At 37.6% G+C, this 17,331-nt stretch carries 16 protein-coding genes; 14 read left to right on the forward strand and 2 right to left on the reverse strand.

The window, feature by feature from the left end; translation table 11 throughout:
- The first annotated feature begins 112 nt into the window (after positions 1–112).
- From A3GU_RS0101480 to A3GU_RS0101500, 5 genes are all read left to right on the forward strand, one after another.
- Positions 113–1,468 (forward strand): LPXTG cell wall anchor domain-containing protein, encoded by a 1,356-nt coding sequence (locus A3GU_RS0101480; RefSeq protein ID WP_018365764.1) that lies wholly within the window; start codon positions 113–115, stop codon positions 1,466–1,468.
- Positions 1,469–1,838: 370 nt separating this feature from the next.
- On the forward strand, positions 1,839–4,196 hold the full coding sequence (locus A3GU_RS0101485; protein ID WP_018365765.1) for a DUF8508 domain-containing protein: 2,358 nt from the start codon (positions 1,839–1,841) through the stop codon (positions 4,194–4,196).
- Positions 4,197–4,348: 152 nt separating this feature from the next.
- On the forward strand, positions 4,349–4,642 hold the full coding sequence (locus A3GU_RS0101490; protein ID WP_018365766.1) for a DUF4298 domain-containing protein: 294 nt from the start codon (positions 4,349–4,351) through the stop codon (positions 4,640–4,642).
- Positions 4,643–4,814: 172 nt separating this feature from the next.
- On the forward strand, positions 4,815–5,018 hold the full coding sequence (locus tag A3GU_RS0101495; RefSeq protein ID WP_018365767.1) for a cold-shock protein: 204 nt from the start codon (positions 4,815–4,817) through the stop codon (positions 5,016–5,018).
- Between the two features lie 290 nt (positions 5,019–5,308).
- Positions 5,309–6,715, forward strand: a complete 1,407-nt coding sequence (locus A3GU_RS0101500; RefSeq protein ID WP_018365768.1) for a short-chain fatty acid transporter — start codon at positions 5,309–5,311, stop codon at positions 6,713–6,715.
- 62 nt (positions 6,716–6,777) lie between these two features.
- On the opposite strand, the gene A3GU_RS0101505 is transcribed toward A3GU_RS0101500, so the two are convergent.
- Positions 6,778–7,692, reverse strand: a complete 915-nt coding sequence (locus A3GU_RS0101505; RefSeq protein ID WP_018365769.1) for a LysR family transcriptional regulator — start codon at positions 7,690–7,692, stop codon at positions 6,778–6,780.
- 128 nt (positions 7,693–7,820) lie between these two features.
- On the opposite strand from A3GU_RS0101505, the gene A3GU_RS0101510 reads away from it, so the two are divergent.
- From A3GU_RS0101510 to A3GU_RS0101520, 3 genes are read left to right on the forward strand one after another with little or no spacing between them, the layout of a single operon-like run.
- Positions 7,821–9,005, forward strand: coding sequence for an acetyl-CoA C-acetyltransferase (locus A3GU_RS0101510; RefSeq protein ID WP_018365770.1), 1,185 nt, complete (start codon positions 7,821–7,823; stop codon positions 9,003–9,005).
- A gap of 10 nt (positions 9,006–9,015) precedes the next feature.
- Complete coding sequence (locus tag A3GU_RS0101515) at positions 9,016–9,675, forward strand: CoA transferase subunit A (protein WP_018365771.1); 660 nt, start codon at positions 9,016–9,018, stop codon at positions 9,673–9,675.
- 2 nt (positions 9,676–9,677) lie between these two features.
- Complete coding sequence (locus A3GU_RS0101520; protein WP_018365772.1) at positions 9,678–10,319, forward strand: 3-oxoacid CoA-transferase subunit B; 642 nt, start codon at positions 9,678–9,680, stop codon at positions 10,317–10,319.
- Positions 10,320–10,454: 135 nt separating this feature from the next.
- Here A3GU_RS0101520 and A3GU_RS0101525 read toward each other — a convergent pair whose 3' ends face one another.
- Complete coding sequence (locus tag A3GU_RS0101525; protein WP_018365773.1) at positions 10,455–11,129, reverse strand: helix-turn-helix transcriptional regulator; 675 nt, start codon at positions 11,127–11,129, stop codon at positions 10,455–10,457.
- Between the two features lie 191 nt (positions 11,130–11,320).
- On the opposite strand from A3GU_RS0101525, the gene A3GU_RS0101530 reads away from it, so the two are divergent.
- The 6 genes from A3GU_RS0101530 to A3GU_RS0101555 all read left to right on the forward strand — a co-directional run bounded on the left by A3GU_RS0101530 (position 11,321) and on the right by A3GU_RS0101555 (position 17,249).
- Complete coding sequence (locus A3GU_RS0101530; protein WP_018365774.1) at positions 11,321–11,683, forward strand: RidA family protein; 363 nt, start codon at positions 11,321–11,323, stop codon at positions 11,681–11,683.
- Positions 11,684–11,723: 40 nt separating this feature from the next.
- Positions 11,724–12,746 carry a PTS sugar transporter subunit IIC gene (locus A3GU_RS0101535; RefSeq protein WP_018365775.1) on the forward strand — a complete coding sequence of 341 codons (1,023 nt, stop codon included), beginning with the start codon at positions 11,724–11,726 and terminating at the stop codon, positions 12,744–12,746.
- Between the two features lie 100 nt (positions 12,747–12,846).
- Positions 12,847–14,175, forward strand: coding sequence for a D-serine ammonia-lyase (locus A3GU_RS0101540; protein ID WP_018365776.1), 1,329 nt, complete (start codon positions 12,847–12,849; stop codon positions 14,173–14,175).
- 285 nt (positions 14,176–14,460) lie between these two features.
- Positions 14,461–14,778 (forward strand): hypothetical protein, encoded by a 318-nt coding sequence (locus A3GU_RS0101545; RefSeq protein WP_156812681.1) that lies wholly within the window; start codon positions 14,461–14,463, stop codon positions 14,776–14,778.
- Complete coding sequence (locus tag A3GU_RS0101550; RefSeq protein ID WP_018365778.1) at positions 14,768–16,768, forward strand: V-type ATP synthase subunit I; 2,001 nt, start codon at positions 14,768–14,770, stop codon at positions 16,766–16,768. The genes A3GU_RS0101545 and A3GU_RS0101550 overlap by 11 nt, the downstream gene beginning before the upstream one ends.
- A gap of 1 nt (position 16,769) precedes the next feature.
- On the forward strand, positions 16,770–17,249 hold the full coding sequence (locus A3GU_RS0101555; RefSeq protein WP_018365779.1) for a V-type ATP synthase subunit K: 480 nt from the start codon (positions 16,770–16,772) through the stop codon (positions 17,247–17,249).
- The last annotated feature ends 82 nt before the right edge of the window (positions 17,250–17,331 follow it).

A 17,331-nucleotide genomic window follows, 5' to 3' on the forward strand; every position in this document is an offset into this window, starting at 1 on the left:
TTTTAATAAAATGTTAAAAATATGAATTGCATATATATATATATATATATACTGATTACTGTGCTTATAAGATTATAAGTTATGACGATAATGAAAGAAAGCAGACAGTAATATGACACAAAGAAAAAATTTAGGAAAATTAGCCAAACGTTATGGCCTTGCCCTAGCAACGGTGGCAGTCTTCGCCTCAGCTGGAATTGGAAGTACAGTAAAGGCGGAAAATAATTTATCTGACCTAAAGGAGCAATTAATTTATTATCCTGATGCAACAACATTAATTCCTAGTCAAGGGCATGATATAAAAATTAGAAATTATCTTATTCAACTTGGTGGGCATTCCAAAAGGTATTTTGAAATATTGCAGGAGATAATTGATCAACTTAATAAAAAGGAGGGACCAGCTGGACCCCGAGGTCCTCAAGGTGAACGTGGTCCTACCGGTCCAGAAGGAAAGCCAGGTCCCCAAGGTCCTAAAGGAGAAGATGGGAAACCAGGTAAAGACGGCATTCAAGGTGCCAAAGGAGAGCAAGGTCCTTCTGGTCCTCGAGGTGAACGAGGAGAACAAGGACCTAAAGGTGAGGATGGCAAGGCAGGCCCAATGGGTCCAGCTGGCCCTGCTGGTAAGGATGGTCAACCAGGTGAAACTGGTCCTCAAGGTCCTATGGGTCCTACTGGCGAAAAGGGAGAAAAGGGTGATCCTGGACTTCAAGGTCCTAAAGGAGAAGACGGTAAGGATGGTCTTCAAGGCCCCCAAGGTGAACAGGGTCCAATGGGACCAGAAGGGAAACCTGGTACTATGGGTCCTGTAGGTCCTGCTGGAAAAGATGGTAAAGACGGTCAGCCAGGTAAGGATGGTGCCCAAGGTCCTAAGGGAGAAAAGAGTGAAACCGGAGCTCCGGGCGCAAAAGGCGACAAGGGTGATAAAGGCGACCAAGGTATCCAGGGTCAAAAAGGTGACAAGGGAGACCAGGGTCTTCAAGGAGAAAAAGGTGAGCAAGGGGAATCCTTCCCTCAAGAAACTCCTAAAGAAGAACTGGATAGACCTCAAGCAGAAGATCCAAAAGCTCCAGAGCTTCCACAAGAGCCTGAAATGCCTGAAAGTCCAGACAAATCAGAAGTACCTGAGATACCAGAGTTTCCAAAAGAACCTGAACTTCCTTTAAAACCAGAAAGTTCTAAAGAAGCTCCTCAAGCACCAAAAGAAGAACCTAAGACATCTGAGTCAGCTTCTCCAAAAGCTCAAGCTCCACAAGCTTCGCAAGAACCTACAGACACTAAGGCAGAAGAAAAATCTCAGACTATGACAAGCTCTTCTGCAAAAACACAAGCTCCTGCAGCACAAGCTAAAGCAAACCAACTCCCGGCAACTGGCGACCAAAAGAATCCTTTCTTCACAGCTGCTGCAATGGCCCTTATAGCTGGAGCAGGAAGTCTGTCTTTACTTCCAAAGGTCAAAAAAAGGAAGTAAACTAACTAAACTTCTTTCTAGAAATAGACATTTCAATTCCTAAGAAGGTAGCCTTTAAGGCTATCTTTTTCTATTTTCCAAGGGACCTTAGTCATCCTCTAGTCATTTGTGATTATGCCTTAGACTTTGCTAAATAACGATTATTGTTTCCCTTTCTTTTTTAACAAAGGAGTTAAAAATTGATAAAAGAGACTCGAAAAAGCTATTTGTTCGTCTTTTGTTGAAAAAATACTTATTTCAGAAAAAATGAAACGCTTTCTTTGACAAAAAATTAATATTTCTTATCAAAATACGAAAAACATATTTCTTTTGTGTCTTATTTCTGTTACAATGAGTCTGTAATATGTCATATAGATTAGAAGGAGTTTTTATGTCAAATAAGAAATTTTTCACTTATGCTTCCTTATTGGCATTAGTTGCTGTATCTCCAGTGATTGAGGAGATGGTGGATGGACCAAGCCAGCTTGTTTATGCAGATGAGGTGGTTTTACAGACAGATAAAGCTAGCCCTGCTAAAGAAGAGGTCAGTGGAGACACTATAGAATCTGGATTAGCTAATAGCAAGGCTTCAGCAGAAAACTTATCAGCATCCCAAGTATCAGAGCCCGCTAAGGGACCTTCCTCTAATCAGGCAAGTGATTCTTCCCAGCCTGACTTACAGCTACCTGCATCTAGCAGTCCTAACATAGAAAGTTCTTCAGAGGCTTTAAATGCTCTGGTAGAAGAAGAATCAGCTCAAGCTACTAGCCTAAGCTCAAATAGACAAGCTAAGCCAACTCCTAAGGCTGATAGCACAAGCCAAGTCGTTAAGGTTGGGCAAATCCAAGGAAGCAGCCATGAGTCACCCCTTGTAAATAAGAAGGTCAGAGTAGAAGAAGTCGTTGTTACCTATCTAGAAGATGCCAGTCATTTTTATGTTCAGGACTTATATGGAGACAATAATGACGCAACTTCTGATGGCATTCAAATTTATTCCAAAAATGCCCAGGTCAAACTTGGTGATGTCTTAACCATTACTGGAACAGTTCAAGAGTTTTTTGGAAAAGGCTATGATGACCGTAAACAAACAGACTTAAGTATTACCCAGATAAAGGCTGATAGTATTATTAAAACAGGAAGTCATGAGGTTCCTGCCCCCATTGTTTTAGGAAAAGACCGTCAAGCACCTGCCAATATTATAGACAATGATGGACTAAGTATCTTTGATCCCAAAGAAGATGCCATTGACTTTTGGGAATCTCTAGAAGGCATGCTTGTCGCTGTGGATGACGCTAAGATTTTAGGACCAATGGACCATAAGGAAATTTATGTGCTCCCTGGTTCATCAAAAAGACCATTAGATAATTCTGGAGGGATTTTATTACCAGAAAAGTCCTATAATACCGATTTAATTCCTATTCTTTTTAAGAAGGGAAAAGAAGTGATTAAGGCAGGAGACTACTTTACAGGCCGTCTTACAGGTCCTGTGTCTTACAGCTATGGCAATTACAAGGTATTTGTGGATGATAATTTACAGATGCCAAGCTTACATGATGGCCATCTTAAACCAGAAAAAACCTATCTGCAAAAAGACCCAAGTAAGCTAAGCATTGCTTCTTACAATATTGAAAACTTCTCAGCTAATAAAAGCTCCACTAAGGATGAAAAGGTAAAACGTATTGCCCAATCCTTTATCGATGATTTAAATGCGCCTGATATTATTGGCCTCATTGAGGTACAAGATAATAATGGGCCTAAAAATGACGGCACAACAGATGCAAAAGAAAGTGCCAAACGCCTGATTGAGGCTATCAAGCAACTGGGTGGTCCGACTTATCTTTATGTTGATATTGCCCCAGAAAATAACCAGGATGGGGGCCAACCAGGGGCTAACATTCGGACTGGATTCTTATATCAACCTGATAGGGTTAGTCTTTCGGCTAAGCCAAAAGGAGGAGCCAGAGATTCCGTTTCATGGGTTAATGGCGAATTAAGTTTAAGTTTGGGAAGAATTGACCCTACAAACCCTGCTTGGAAAGATGTCAGAAAATCCTTAGCTGCCGAATTCATTTTCCAAGGCAATAAGGTAGTGGTTGTTGCCAATCATTTAAACTCTAAACGAGGCGATAGCCCCTTATATGGTCGCAATCAGCCAGTAACCTTTAAATCTGAAGAAAGACGACATCAACTAGCTACTATTTTAAGCCAGTTTGCCAAAGAAGGCAGTCGCCATCAGGCTAATATTGTCATGCTTGGTGACTATAACGACTTTGAATTCACTAAGACCATAGGCATTATAGAAGAAGGGGGAATGGCTAATTTAGTAAGTAGGCATGACCTAGCTGACCGTTATTCTTATTTCCATCAAGGAAACAACCAGACGCTTGACAATATCTTGGTCTCTCGTAATCTCCTTGACCGTTATGCTTTTGATATGGTCCATGTGAACTCACCTTTTATGGTTGCTCATGGGCGTGCTTCTGACCACGATCCTCTTCTTTTACAACTATCCTTTGACAAGGAAAATCCAGTACCTACTAAGAGTCCAGCAACAAGCATAGCTACCAAAGAAGGAGTAGCTAAAGAAGAAGTCTTTCATTCTTATAAGCTTCCAGTAAGCGTTATGACTAGCCCTTCTCAGAGCCTCCCTCAAACAGGTGATAAAACTAGTTCTGCAATAAGTTTATTAGGCTTAGTATCATTTCTTGGCGCATTTAAGCTCTTTAGCAAGTCAGCCAAATCTAAGTAAGCCTACTAAGACTATTTTCTTATGACATAAAAACTCAAAAAGAAGGGGAAGGCCCTTCTTTTTGCATAGTCTAATAGCCTTGCAAGTTTAAGTAAGGGAACTTGCTGCTAAAAATGTTATAATGACAGAAATAAAAAAAGGAGAAGCTAAGCATGACTGATAAAGAAGCAATGACCATTAAAGATTTAGAAGAAAGATATGATCGCTTTCTTCCCCTCTTAGAATCTTTAAAAGAAAGTGTTCAAGAAATAAATGAACACTATGATGATTATAAAGCCCTATCCTCCTATTATGGAAGTGAAGAGTGGTTTAAGTTAAGAGATGAAAAACCAGCAATCAGATCAGGTATTTTAAATGAAGACCAGATTTATGATCTTCTAATTGATCACCATTATCTTATTTTAGAATTATTGAAGTTGACCACCAAGATGTATCAAACTTCCTAAACCTTATAAGCAAAGAAAATAATTTTTTATTTTGCAGTTTTAGGGTTGACTTATGAAGTTTATACTGTTATAGTAGGGAATGTAAATAAGTTTTTCGAGTCAAAGTATCAGTTTTATCTTTTGTTTTCCTCTTAATAATTCTTTACAAATAAAATATATAGAGGTAACTCAAATGACACAAGGTACAGTAAAATGGTTTAACGCAGAAAAAGGTTTCGGCTTTATTTCACAAGCAGACGGAGCAGATGTATTTGCTCACTTTTCAGAAATCCAATCTGACGGTTTCAAATCATTAGATGATGGACAAAAAGTAATGTTTAATATTGAGCAAGGCCAACGTGGTCTTCAAGCAACAAATATTACAAAAGTAGTTTAATTTTTAGACTAAGCAACCTAACCATGCGTTAGGTTTTTTTGTTTGTCTCATCAGGATATAGTAGGGCAGTCTATTACAACTTGCTATAGATTCTTGGGGATGTCATAAGTTTTATTTATAGTAGACATAAGATATTGGTATTTGCCAAAAAATGAAAGCGGTTTTATCATGAGGGTAGAAAGTAGAATGACAGATCTATGATAGCTATTTATTTTACTTACACAATCTACTAAAGGCTTACACAATAGCTAGGAGAAAGGTCATTCTTTTATTATGAAAGGAAGAATGCAATGAAAGAAAGCACCAAAAAGAAAAGTTTCATGGACCGCTATATTGATGGTTTTATGAAATGGATGCCGGAGTCTCTTTTTATTTGTTTTATATTAACCTTTATAGTTATAATGATGGCTGTCTTAATGACAGATAGTCCCTTTATTGGAACCGAAAAAACAGGAGGCATTATCTACGGCTGGGTCAATGGTTTTTGGGGACTCTTGTCTTTTGCCATGCAGATGACAGTCCTTCTAGCCACAGGAAATGCTGTTGCCAGTTCCCCGCCTGCCCATAAAATGTTTCGCTTTTTAGCAAAATTACCTAAGACTCGGGTTCAGGTCTTTGTCTTCTCTGTTATTGTCGGTTCCCTTTTTGGTTTCTTGCACTGGGGTCTTGGCATGATGGTTGCTATTGTCTTTGGGAAAGAACTCTTAGTACAGGCTAGGCAAAAGGGGATAAAGATACACACCCCTTTATTTGTGGCTACCTTATTTTTCACTTTTTTACCAGCTACTTCAGGCTTATCAGGAGCAGCAGTGCTTTATTCTGCAACCCCTAATTACCTCAAAAATAGTGTGGCAGACTCCTATAAGGCCTTGGTTCCTGAAAGTGTTCCCCTAACCTCTTCTGTCCTTAATATCCAATTTATCAGCCTGTTAATTGTTTGTATGCTGGTGCCTTTATTTTTTGCTCTTTTTATCCATCCCAAGGATCAAGGGAAAATAGTAGAACTGGATCAGGAGGTTTATCAAAGTAGCCTAGAGTCTTCAGCAGCTCTATCTATTCCTAGAAGAACGCCAGCAGAAAAAATGAATGCTTCTCCCTTAGTCATGTATATTACTGGCTCTCTTATTTTTGGCTATAGTCTCTATCATTTTTCCAGAGTTGGATTATCTGGCTTAGACTTAAATAGTTTTAACTTTCTGTTTTTAGGCCTTGGTTTATTACTGTGTGGTCAAGAAGGTCCTGAATATTATGGCTCGCTCTTTAAAAATGGGGTCATGTCCTCCTGGGGCTTGGTCCTCCAATTTCCTTTTTATGCTGGCATTTTCGGTATTATTCAAACGACAGGTCTCGGTTTAGAAATTTCCCATTTTTTTGTGAGTATCTCAAATGGGACAAGTTGGCCGGTACTTGCTTATATCTATTCAGCCTTGTTAAATATTGCTGTGCCTTCAGGTGGCTCTAAGTTTGTCATTGAAGCGCCTTACATTATCCCAGCTTCCATTGAAGTTGGTAATGATTTAGGTAAGATTTTACAAGCCTATCAGCTTGGGGATGCGACCACTAATTTAATAGTTCCCTTTTGGGCTTTATCTTATCTGTCCCATTTTAAATTAAAATTTAATCAAATTGTTGCCTACACTATTCCCTGTGTTTTAGTAGTTTCCGTGATTATTATCCTCTATTTATTCTTAATTTAATGATAAAGTCAATTCAAAAAGTCATTTGTTTCTTGGGCACAAATGACTTTTTCTTTTAAATTTTAGTGAAAGCCTTGACGGGCAAAATAATCAAGAATGGTATTTTTGATATAAGCCTTCAAATGGCTGGTTTTATCCTTTCTTAAAGAGGTTAAGACCACTTCCCATTTGGGATGTTCTTTAAGGGGAATTTCTACGAGGCCTTCCATATTTGCAAAATAGGTGATTGGCCTAGGGAGAATCGTCGTATAAGAAGAGTATCTTGTGATATTTAATAGAAAATCCCAAGAAGCAGAATAGAGTTTAATTTTGGGAGAGATATGTTCTTGCTCAAATAAAACCTTTAGCTGATGGTAAATCATAAAGGTCTTATCAAAGGTAACAAATTCCTCATGATGCAGGTCTTTGATAGAAATAGACTTGGCCTTATGGTATTTCTCTTCATAGGTTTTTTGGCTCATATAAAGGCAAAGTTGGTCTCTTAGGAGGATATCAATGTCAGCAAGAGCAGGATCTAGGGCAGTAGGGGTTAATAAAATAGCAAAATCAACCTCATTTAAAAAAAGTTTTTTTTGGAGTTCATAAGCTCCAGTCTCAATAATTTTGAATTTGACATCGGGATTTTCTTCAATCAATTTAGGAATTAATTCTGAAAAAATAATGCCAGAGATTAGTTGGGGGATTCCTATAGTAATTTCCCCCTTGTATTTTTTAGATTCACTTCTAAGGTCAGCCATCAGTTGTTCGTGATGGGAAATAACAACCTTAGCATTTTCATAGAAGCGTTCACCAATAGTTGTAAGTCCAACCAAGCGTCCCTTATGACGGAGAAAGAGTTTAATATTTTCTTCATTTTCAATTGTTTTGATATAATTGCTCAGAGCAGGTTGTGAGATGTGATTTTTTTGAGCTGCCTTTGTAAGATTGAAATTACAGTTAACAATTTCAACAAAGTAAGTCAGGTTAGAAATATTCATAAAAGGATTCTCCTTGTCTCTGGTATAATATGTAATTATAGAAGATATAAGAAAATGATACTTGCTTATTATAGGTCTCATTATATAATAATTGTGTAAGCGCTTCAAGTAGATAAAAGGAGAAAAAAATGATAAAAGATGTTGTAATTGTATCAGCCTTCCGTACCCCTATTGGTAATTTTGGAGGTGCTTTTAAAAGAGTTTCTGCTATTGATTTAGGAGCGACAGCTGTCAAAGCGATTTTAGAAGAGACAAAGCTAGCCCCTCATTTGATTGAAGAAGTTATTTTTGGAAATGTCTTGCATGCCGGCCTTGGTCAAAACCTTGCTCGTCAAGTAGCTGTGGGCTCTGGAATTCCCTATGAAGTTCCAGCTTTTACCATTGATATGGTGTGTGGTTCTGGCTTAAAGGCAGTAGAGTTAGGTGCCCAAAAGATACAATCAGGCAATGCCGATATTGTTTTAGTAGGTGGGGCTGAAAACATGAGTCAGGCTCCTTATCTTCTTCCAAATCACCGCTTTGGTTCTCGCATGGGAGATGATAAACTTGTTGATAGCATGATTAGAGATGGCTTAAGTGACGCTTTTAAACCTATCCATATGGGAGTAACAGCTGAAAATGTTGCTGAAAAATACCACATATCCCGTCAGGAACAGGACCAATTTGCCCTTAGTAGTCAACTAAAGGCGCAAAAAGCCCTAGCAAGTAACCGTTTTAAGGATGAGATAGTCCCAGTTTCTGTTCCTCAGAGAAAAGGGGAGACGCTCATTATTGAAAAAGATGAGTACCCTAAAGCTGATAGTCGGATAGAAAGTTTAGCCCAACTAAGAACTGTTTTCAAAAAAGATAAGGGAACTGTCACAGCAGGCAATGCTTCAGGTATTAATGATGGTGCAGCAGCGCTTTTATTAATGAGCAGAAGTAAGGCAGAAGAACTTCAGTTACCTATCTTAGCAAGTATTGTAAGCTTTGCAAGTGCAGGGTTAGATCCTGATTTTATGGGTTGTGGACCAATTCCAGCCACTCAAAAAGCCCTTAAAAAGGCCAATTTAGAGGTTAAGGATTTAGATGTAATAGAGGCCAATGAAGCTTTTGCGGCTCAAGCAATTGCTGTTTCAAGAGAGTTAGGATTTGATGAGGACAAAGTTAATGTTAATGGAGGAGCTATTGCCTTAGGTCATCCTATCGGAGCCTCAGGAGCAAGAATACTGGTCACACTCATTCATGAAATGATTAAAAGAGATTCCAAACATGGCCTAGCTACCCTATGTATTGGTGGGGGACAGGGACAAAGTCTTATTGTAAAAAGATAAGGAGATTGGCATGTTAAAAGACAAAATGATTCCCATTGAAGAAGCAATAGGAAAAATTAATGATGGGGCTACCATTATGGTTGGTGGCTTTATGACCAATGGCAGTCCAGAAGCTCTTATTGATGCCTTGGTGAAAAAGGGAAGTAAGGACTTAACCTTAATCTGTAATGATGCTGGTTTTATAGATAAAGGAGTAGGAAAACTCCTTAAGGCAGGGCAATTAAAGAAACTCTATGCTACTCACATTGGACTTAACCGTGAAGCAGGCCGTCAAATGAATGAAGGAGAGTTAGAGGTTGAATTGATTCCCCAAGGAAGCTTTGCTGAAAAAATTAGAATAGGTGGCTTTGGAATAGGTGGCTTTTATACCCCAACAGGTGTGGGTACCCTTGTTGAAGAAGGAAAAGAGCTAAAGGTCATTGATGGTAAAACCTATCTATTAGAACTTCCCTTTAAGGCTGATTTTGCTTTGATATTAGCTAATAAGGCTGACCAATTGGGCAATCTTCAATACTCTGGCTCTGAAAATAATTTTAATGCATTAATGGCTGCTTGTGCCAAAACAACCATAGTTCAAGCACGAGAAGTGCTAGCAAAAGGCCAGTTACAGGCTGAATGTGTTCATACCCCTCATATCTTTGTGGACTATCTGATAGAAGAAGGAGTCTAGGCATGACAGTTGTATTAAGTAAAGAAGAAATTCAAAACAGAATTGCAAAACGTGTGGCCCAGGAATTAGAAGATGGCTCCTTGGTTAATTTAGGGATAGGACTCCCTACCAAGGTTGCAAATTTTCTACCTGATGATATCAATGTTTATTTTCAATCAGAAAATGGCTTTATAGGACTAGGTCCTAAATCTGATGATCCCAACTCAAGGATTGTAAATGCTGGAGGGCAGCCAGTGACTGTTTACCCAGGTGCTGCATTTTTTGATAGTGCAACTTCCTTTGGGATTATTAGGGGTGGCCATGTTGATTTGACTGTTTTGGGGGCACTTGAGGTAGCAGCTAATGGTGATATTGCTAATTATCTTATTCCAGGTAAGATGGTTCCTGGAATGGGTGGTGCGATGGATCTCTTGGTTGGAGCTAAAAAAGTCATTGTAGCCATGGAACATACAAATAAGGGTAAGCCTAAAATTATCAAAGAGTGCACCCTGCCTTTGACTGCTAAAAATGTCGTTGATTTAATTATTACTGAAATGGGTGTCTTTAAGGTGGTTCCAGAAGGTATCAAGGTCATAGAGATTAATGAAGAATTCAGCTTTAAAGAAGTACAGGCTCTTACAGGAGTTCCCTTGATTAAAGCATAACTTCTCAAAGCCTGCACTGATAAAAAAAGACACTAGCTGATAGAATCTTTGCTTTCAACTAGTGTTTTTTAACTTGTCAGGTGTTTAAAGGGAGAATGCTTTACATTTGCTTAAACATTTCAAACTTAGAAAAGCTTAGTCGCTTTCTATTTTTTTAAGGTAGCGGTAAACGCTTGGTTCAGAAATATTCAGAATTTCAGCTACTTTAGAAACAGCTCCTTTCAGCTGGAAAACGCCCTTCTCAGATAATTTTGAAACGATCTCAATTTTGACTTCTTGACTAAGATGGATATCTTGATTTAAAAGGCTGGGATCAATAATTTCACTAATAATGTCTTGGATGTTACTTGAGAGGACTTCTACAGTTTCATCCTGTGCAATAGCAGAAGCCTTATTTTCTTTTTGAGTTAGAAGATGGTTAATATTAAGATTAGCAAGTCCTAAAATATTTTCTGCCAGACCTTTATAGACAGAAATATCCTTGTTAATGCAGAGCATGCCTTCAAGTTCACCCTGACTATTTTTGATAAAAAAAGTAGATCCTCTAACTTCTTTATTTTGAGGACTGACAATAGCCTTATAGTTGGTTACGAAGTCTTTTTCTTTGTAGACCTTGTTGTTAATCAAATCAAGGGCAAATGCCGTTAGGGGAGAATTGGTGGTTCGACCACTGATATGGCTGTTAACAATTTCACCAATAAAGATATCATTTTTTTCAATGACATGTAGGACAATTTCGTTATTATCGCCGAGAACTTCCTTTAAAAATGAAATAATCATTTTCCAGTAATGTAAAGTTTCTTTATTCATGCTTGACTTCCTACTTATAATTTTTCTTGCTAATATAGTAATATATTTTAGAATAAAAGACAATTAAACTTTATCATAATAAGAAAATAATTTCAGAATAAAAAAATTTTATTAAAATGATAAAATATTATTGACTATGAATGCGATTTCATGTAAAATTCTAAGTAGAAAAACTAAAGGAGGTTCATTTTATGAGCAAGTACCCAAAAGCTATCGGGCCATATTCTATTTACACCATTGAAGGAAATATTTTATACACTTCAGGCCAACTACCAGTGATTCCGGAAACAGGTGAGATTCCTGAAGATTTTGAATCTCAATGCCGTCAGTCATTTGCAAATATTGCAGCTATCTTGGAAGAACAAAAGCTTGATTTTAAGAATGTCTTCAAGTTAACTATTTATTTATCTGATTTATCACATTTTAATACCTTAAATCAAATCATGACGGAATTGTTAGAAGAACCTTATCCAATTAGAACAGCCTACCAAGTTGCTGCCCTACCAAAAGATGCATTGATTGAAGTAGAAGCAATGGCCAGACTGACCAAGTAGCAAGTATTAACTAAACCTAAAGAACGGTGGAAAAAATTTTATGGATATTATTATTGGGACAAGCCTTCTCATACTTGTTTTAGCTATTTTTACTTTATTTAATTATAAAGCACCTTATGGCGCAAAAGCAATGGGTGCCCTTGCAGCAGCTGCCTGTGCTTCCTTTCTAGTAGAAGCCTTTCAGGATTCATTTTTTGGTAAGGTATTGGGCTTTCAATTTTTAAGTGAAGTAGGTGGTGCAAATGGCTCACTTTCAGGTGTTGCAGCAGCTATTTTGGTAGCGATTGCAGTTGGTGTTACGCCAGGTTATGCTGTATTAATCGGGTTATCTGTATCTGGAATGGGAATTATCCCAGGATTTATTTCAGGTTATCTTGTTTCTTTCTTAATTAAATGGATGGAAAAACATATCCCTGGTGGTTTAGACTTAATTGCAATCATTATCATTGGTGCTCCTTTAACACGTCTATTAGCCAAAATAATGTCACCAATTATTGAAAAAACCTTATTGACCATTGGTGAAATTTTAACGTCAACTGCTCACAGTAGCCCAATTATTATGGGGATTATCCTTGGAGGAACCATTGTGGTAGTTGCTACAGCACCATTATCTTCAATGGCTCTTACAGCTATGTTAGGGCTAACAGGTGTTCCAATGGCTATAGGTGCCCTATCAGTATTTGGCTCTTCTTTCATGAATGCCATTCTTTTCCACAAGTTAAAATTAGGTGAAAGAAAAGATAATATTGCTTTTGCTATTGAGCCTTTAACTCAGGCTGATGTAACGTCAGCTAATCCAATTCCGATTTATGTGACCAACTTCTTTGGTGGCGCAGCTTGTGGGATCTTAATTGCTTTAATGGGATTGGTCAATGGTACGCCAGGGACTGCTACCCCAATAGCTGGTTTTGCTGTTATGTTTGCCTACAATCCAGCAACTAAAGTATTAGTAACTGCCTTGGGTTGCATTATTTTAAGTTTAATAGCTGGTTATATTGGTGGTATCGTATTTAAAAACCATAAATTGATTACCAAACAAGAATTACAGGCTATGGATAAATAATCGCTAGTTATTCATGGCAAACTCAACTAGATTGAAAAGACTCTTATAAAAAAAGAAATCATACAATTAGAAGCTTATATTATTACTTAGGAGGTTACTTATGAGTTCAGAATCAGTGAAAACTGGAATAACAGAAATAAAAAAAATGATGCGGTATGAACCCATCTTTTGGATGAATGATCATTATAAAGGGGTTGAAGTTGCAAATAAGGTATCACAGTTTGGTAAAGAAGATATCCGTGATGCCGAAGCTCGCTTAGAAAGATTTGCCCCTTATTTTGCCGAAAATTTTGAGTCAACTCGTGCTAACAATGGGATTATTGAGTCTGACATTACAAAAATTCCAAACTTTAAAGACTTTTTGGAAAAAGAATATAAGGTAAGTATACCTGGTCAGATGTACCTCAAACGTGATGATACCTTACCTATTGCAGGAACCATTAAGGCGCGTGGTGCGATCTATGAAGTTTTAAAACATGCTGAGACACTTGCTCTTGAAGCAGGCATCTTATCAGGTTATGAAGATGATTATCGTAAGTTTGGTAGTCAAGAATTCAAAGATTTCTTTAGTCAATATAAAGTTATGGTTGGTACAACTGGTAATTTAGGTATTAGTGTAGGCCTTATGGGAGTATCACTTGGTTTTGAAGTGATTATTCATATGTCTTATGATGCTAAAGAATGGAAGAAAAAATACTTACGTGACCATGGTGTTGTGGTTATTGAACATAAAACAAACTTTACTGAAGCTGTTAACCAAGGCCGTGCAGAATCTGATGCCGATCCAAAATCTTATTTTGTTGACGATGAGCATTCCGTAGATTTATTCTTAGGATACACTGTTGGTCCATGCCGTTTGAAAAAACAATTAGAAGAAGAGAAGATCCTTGTTGATGAAGATCATCCTTTATTTGTCTTTTCACCATGTGGTATTGGTGGAAGCCCAGGGGGAACTGCTTTTGGCTTAAAACAAATCTATGGCGATAATGTTCACTGTTTCTTTGCTCAACCAACCCACATGCCATCAATGCTAGTTGGTTTAGTAACTGAAAAATATTCAAAAGTTTCTGTAGCAGATATTGAAGTAGATGCCAAAACAAATATGGATGGCTTAGCAGTCCCAAGGACATCAGGCTTTGTAGCAGAGCTAATGCACAATTATTTCAATGGTGGTATTACAATTTCTGAAGAAGATCAAAAATTATTGTTAACTAAGATGATTGATTTAGAAGATATTCACCTAGAGCCCGCAGCACTTGCAGGAACTATTGGTCCAGCTATGCTATTTGACACAGAAGAAGGTCGTGCTTATATGAAAGCTTATGGCCTAGAAGATAAGATGGAAAATGCTACTTATCTTGCCTGGGCAACAGGTGGAAGTATGGTTCCAAAAGAGGACATGGAAGCCTTCTACCAACAAGGGAAATAGTCCCTATTGAACAGCCTTCACAACTATATATTACTATTATTAGCTGACAAATCTCACAGCCTAATAGAAAATTGAAGATGACAAGAAACCCATCCTTAATTGCCTCCCTAAAATGGACATAAATATCTAACTGATAGGGATGTAATTGGTGGGTATTCTTTTTCTCTAGACAATGATTTTTAGACAAGTTCTTGTCTAAAAAGTTTAGTTAGTGTTAAGTTTTTCATATAATAGTAATTGGTATTAGTGTATTATAGATATAAAAAAGGAGTTTAATAAGTGGCTATGTCGATTTTATCAATTATGAATACCATTGAAGAAGAAGCAAAGGTTATTTATGACAGTTATGAGAAACAAAAAGAAGAATTAGCTGCTGCAAGTAAGGCTGAGCTTGAAGCCATCCGACAAAGCTATGAGCAGGAAACAAAGGACTTACTAGCAGCTAAGGAAAAAGAACTTTCAGCCCAGAAGACTCAGCTCGAAAGGGAGTCAAAGGAAAAGATTGACAAGAATGAAGCTTATATGCAGGCCTTGTTAGCTGATAAAAAAGATAAACTTGTCAATCAGATTGTGGACAAGGTGGTAGAGACATATGGCCATTAGTCAAATGAAAAAACTTTCCCTTATCTTTGGGAAGGATTATCTAGATCAGGTTTTGCAAGTGCTGCAAAAGAGTCATTTGCTAGAGGTTAGAAACCTAAGCCAGCTAGAGGACTGGCAAGAGGCTTTTTCAGAAAAAAAGGTCAGTTTGCCCCAGATTATTAGCCATATCAATGATTCAGAAAAAGGTTTAGTTGGACAAGAAGTCTTTCAAAACTTATTACTGGAACAAGAAAAATTAGAAAATGGTATCGCTAAACTATCGGAATTTATCCCTAAAGCAGGTAAACTTGCTAACTTAAAAAAAGCAGATGTCAGCTTATCTTTTGATGACTTTACAATGGCTGCGCGGCAAGCAGATGCAAGGGCAATCTTGAAGGACTTAGAAGAGAAAATAAGATGCTTTAAGTCCCTAGAAGCTCAGCTGGAAAACTTACAAGAAGAAGGTCAGCAATTAGAGAAATGGAAGAATTTATCTCATTTACCTCAAGACTTTGCTAACTATAAGTTTATTTCAGTTCTTATTGGGACAATCCCAAGTACGACAGATGATGCTTACTATCAGAAGCTGAAAAAGGATCCTAATATTAGCTACGAGGAAATCTTTCACACAGAGACTGAATATGGTCTCATGCTCTTTTGGGATAAAAAGAAAGAGATTTCTCTGGAAGATTATCATTTTAAGTTATTTGACTATCAGTATGATTCTTTACCTAGTCTTATGATAAAAACCAATCAGGATAGGATAGCTGACAAGACTAGCCAAAGAGATAATTTAAAAAATCAGTTGCAAGTGTCACAGGCTCTGCTTGAAAAATTACAAATAGAGACAGATTATGTCTTGAGTGAATACCTGCGTCAAAAAGCTAAGGAAAAGCTTGCTAGTACCGACCATCTAGTTGCCTTGGAAGCTTGGATAGAAAGTCGCAATCTTGGAAAACTCAGGCAGATTTTAGATAGAGAGTTTGGAGATAAGCTCTATCTTTTAGAAAGTGATGTTGACCAAAAGGATTGGGAAGATGTGCCTATTAAGCTTCATAATCATCCCTTGATTGAACCTTTTGAATTGGTAACAGAAATGTATGCCTTACCAAAATATTATGAGAAGGATCCAACTCCTATCTTAGCACCTTTTTATTTCACTTTTTTTGGAATGATGGTTGCCGATTTGGGCTATGGTTTAATTCTCTTTCTATCAACCTTTTTAGCCCTTCGTTACTTTAATCTCAAGACATCAAGTAAGCGCTTTATTAAATTCTTTAATATACTTGGTGTCGCTGTCTCCTTGTGGGGGCTAATCTATGGTTCCTTCCTTGGTTTCAATTTACCAGTAGCTCTTTTATCGACTCAAACAGATATTATGACTATATTGATATTGTCGGTTCTATTTGGTTTTGTAACGGTAATTGTGGGGCTCTTACTTGGTGGATTGCAGCATCTCAAGATGAAAGACTATGCAGAAGCTTACAATTCAGGCTTTTCTTGGTCTTTGATCCTAGTAGGTATTTTAATGTTGGCGCTTGGCATGACCCTACCAGGCTTCGGCATCTTGGTTACTATTGGAAAATGGTTGGCTATCTTAAATGCCATAGGAATTTTAGTAGTATCACTTGTTAAGGCTAAGAGTCTAGCAGGTTTAGGAAGTGGCCTTTATAACTTATATAATATTAGTGGTTATGTGGGAGACTTGGTCAGCTTTACCCGTTTGATGGCTTTGGGCTTATCAGGTGCTAGTATTGGTTCGGCCTTTAACTTAATTGTTGGTATTTTCCCACCTATCGGTCGCTTTAGCATTGGTATTCTTCTTTTTATCCTTTTACATGTGATTAATATTTTCTTATCCTTGTTATCAGGATATGTACATGGAGCACGTCTTATCTTTGTTGAATTTTTCGGAAAATTTTATCAAGGTGGAGGCAAGGCTTTCCAACCCTTAAAATTAGCAGAAAAATATGTCAAAATTCATTCAGAAACACAATTGGAGGAAAAATAATATGGAACATTTAGCAAGTTACTTTACAGCACATGGTGGTGCATTCTTTGCGGCTTTAGGGATTGTTTTAGCTGTTGGTTTTAGTGGTATGGGTTCGGCTTATGGTGTTGGTAAGGCAGGGCAAGCAGCTGCAGCACTTTTGAAGGAACAACCTGAAAAGTTTGCTTCTGCCCTTATTTTACAACTCTTGCCTGGTACACAAGGTCTTTATGGTTTTGTTATCGGTATTTTGATTTGGTTACAATTAACGCCAGATCTTTCTGTAGAAAAAGGCTTAGCTTATTTCTTTGTTGCTTTACCTATTGCAATTGTTGGTTATTTTTCAGCTAAACATCAGGGAAATGTAGCAGTAGCAGGTATGCAAATTCTTGCTAAACGCCCAGAAGAATTTATGAAGGGTGCTATCTTGGCTGCCATGGTAGAAACATATGCTATCCTTGCCTTTGTTGTTTCTTTCATTTTAACACTACGAGTAGGTTAAGCTATTTGTCAGTACACCTAAATCCAGCTTTTAGAGGGGCTTGGGTTTAAACAAAGCTAATTGTTAAAAAGGAGGAATTCCA

The sequence above is a fragment of the Streptococcus didelphis DSM 15616 genome (genome assembly GCF_000380005.1).
In the GTDB taxonomy this organism is placed as follows: Bacteria; Bacillota; Bacilli; order Lactobacillales; family Streptococcaceae; genus Streptococcus; species Streptococcus didelphis.

Bases quoted from the DNA above. Each gene is read 5' to 3' on its own strand.
- A3GU_RS0101480 (WP_018365764.1), top strand. From the start codon at position 113: ATGACACAAAGAAAAAATTTAGGAAAATTAGCCAAACGTTATGGCCTT.
- A3GU_RS0101485 (WP_018365765.1), top strand. From the start codon at position 1,839: ATGTCAAATAAGAAATTTTTCACTTATGCTTCCTTATTGGCATTAGTT.
- A3GU_RS0101490 (WP_018365766.1), top strand. From the start codon at position 4,349: ATGACTGATAAAGAAGCAATGACCATTAAAGATTTAGAAGAAAGATAT.
- A3GU_RS0101495 (WP_018365767.1), top strand. From the start codon at position 4,815: ATGACACAAGGTACAGTAAAATGGTTTAACGCAGAAAAAGGTTTCGGC.
- A3GU_RS0101500 (WP_018365768.1), top strand. From the start codon at position 5,309: ATGAAAGAAAGCACCAAAAAGAAAAGTTTCATGGACCGCTATATTGAT.
- A3GU_RS0101505 (WP_018365769.1), bottom strand. From the start codon at position 7,692: ATGAATATTTCTAACCTGACTTACTTTGTTGAAATTGTTAACTGTAAT.
- A3GU_RS0101510 (WP_018365770.1), top strand. From the start codon at position 7,821: ATGATAAAAGATGTTGTAATTGTATCAGCCTTCCGTACCCCTATTGGT.
- A3GU_RS0101515 (WP_018365771.1), top strand. From the start codon at position 9,016: ATGTTAAAAGACAAAATGATTCCCATTGAAGAAGCAATAGGAAAAATT.
- A3GU_RS0101520 (WP_018365772.1), top strand. From the start codon at position 9,678: ATGACAGTTGTATTAAGTAAAGAAGAAATTCAAAACAGAATTGCAAAA.
- A3GU_RS0101525 (WP_018365773.1), bottom strand. From the start codon at position 11,129: ATGAATAAAGAAACTTTACATTACTGGAAAATGATTATTTCATTTTTA.
- A3GU_RS0101530 (WP_018365774.1), top strand. From the start codon at position 11,321: ATGAGCAAGTACCCAAAAGCTATCGGGCCATATTCTATTTACACCATT.
- A3GU_RS0101535 (WP_018365775.1), top strand. From the start codon at position 11,724: ATGGATATTATTATTGGGACAAGCCTTCTCATACTTGTTTTAGCTATT.
- A3GU_RS0101540 (WP_018365776.1), top strand. From the start codon at position 12,847: ATGAGTTCAGAATCAGTGAAAACTGGAATAACAGAAATAAAAAAAATG.
- A3GU_RS0101545 (WP_156812681.1), top strand. From the start codon at position 14,461: ATGTCGATTTTATCAATTATGAATACCATTGAAGAAGAAGCAAAGGTT.
- A3GU_RS0101550 (WP_018365778.1), top strand. From the start codon at position 14,768: ATGGCCATTAGTCAAATGAAAAAACTTTCCCTTATCTTTGGGAAGGAT.
- A3GU_RS0101555 (WP_018365779.1), top strand. From the start codon at position 16,770: ATGGAACATTTAGCAAGTTACTTTACAGCACATGGTGGTGCATTCTTT.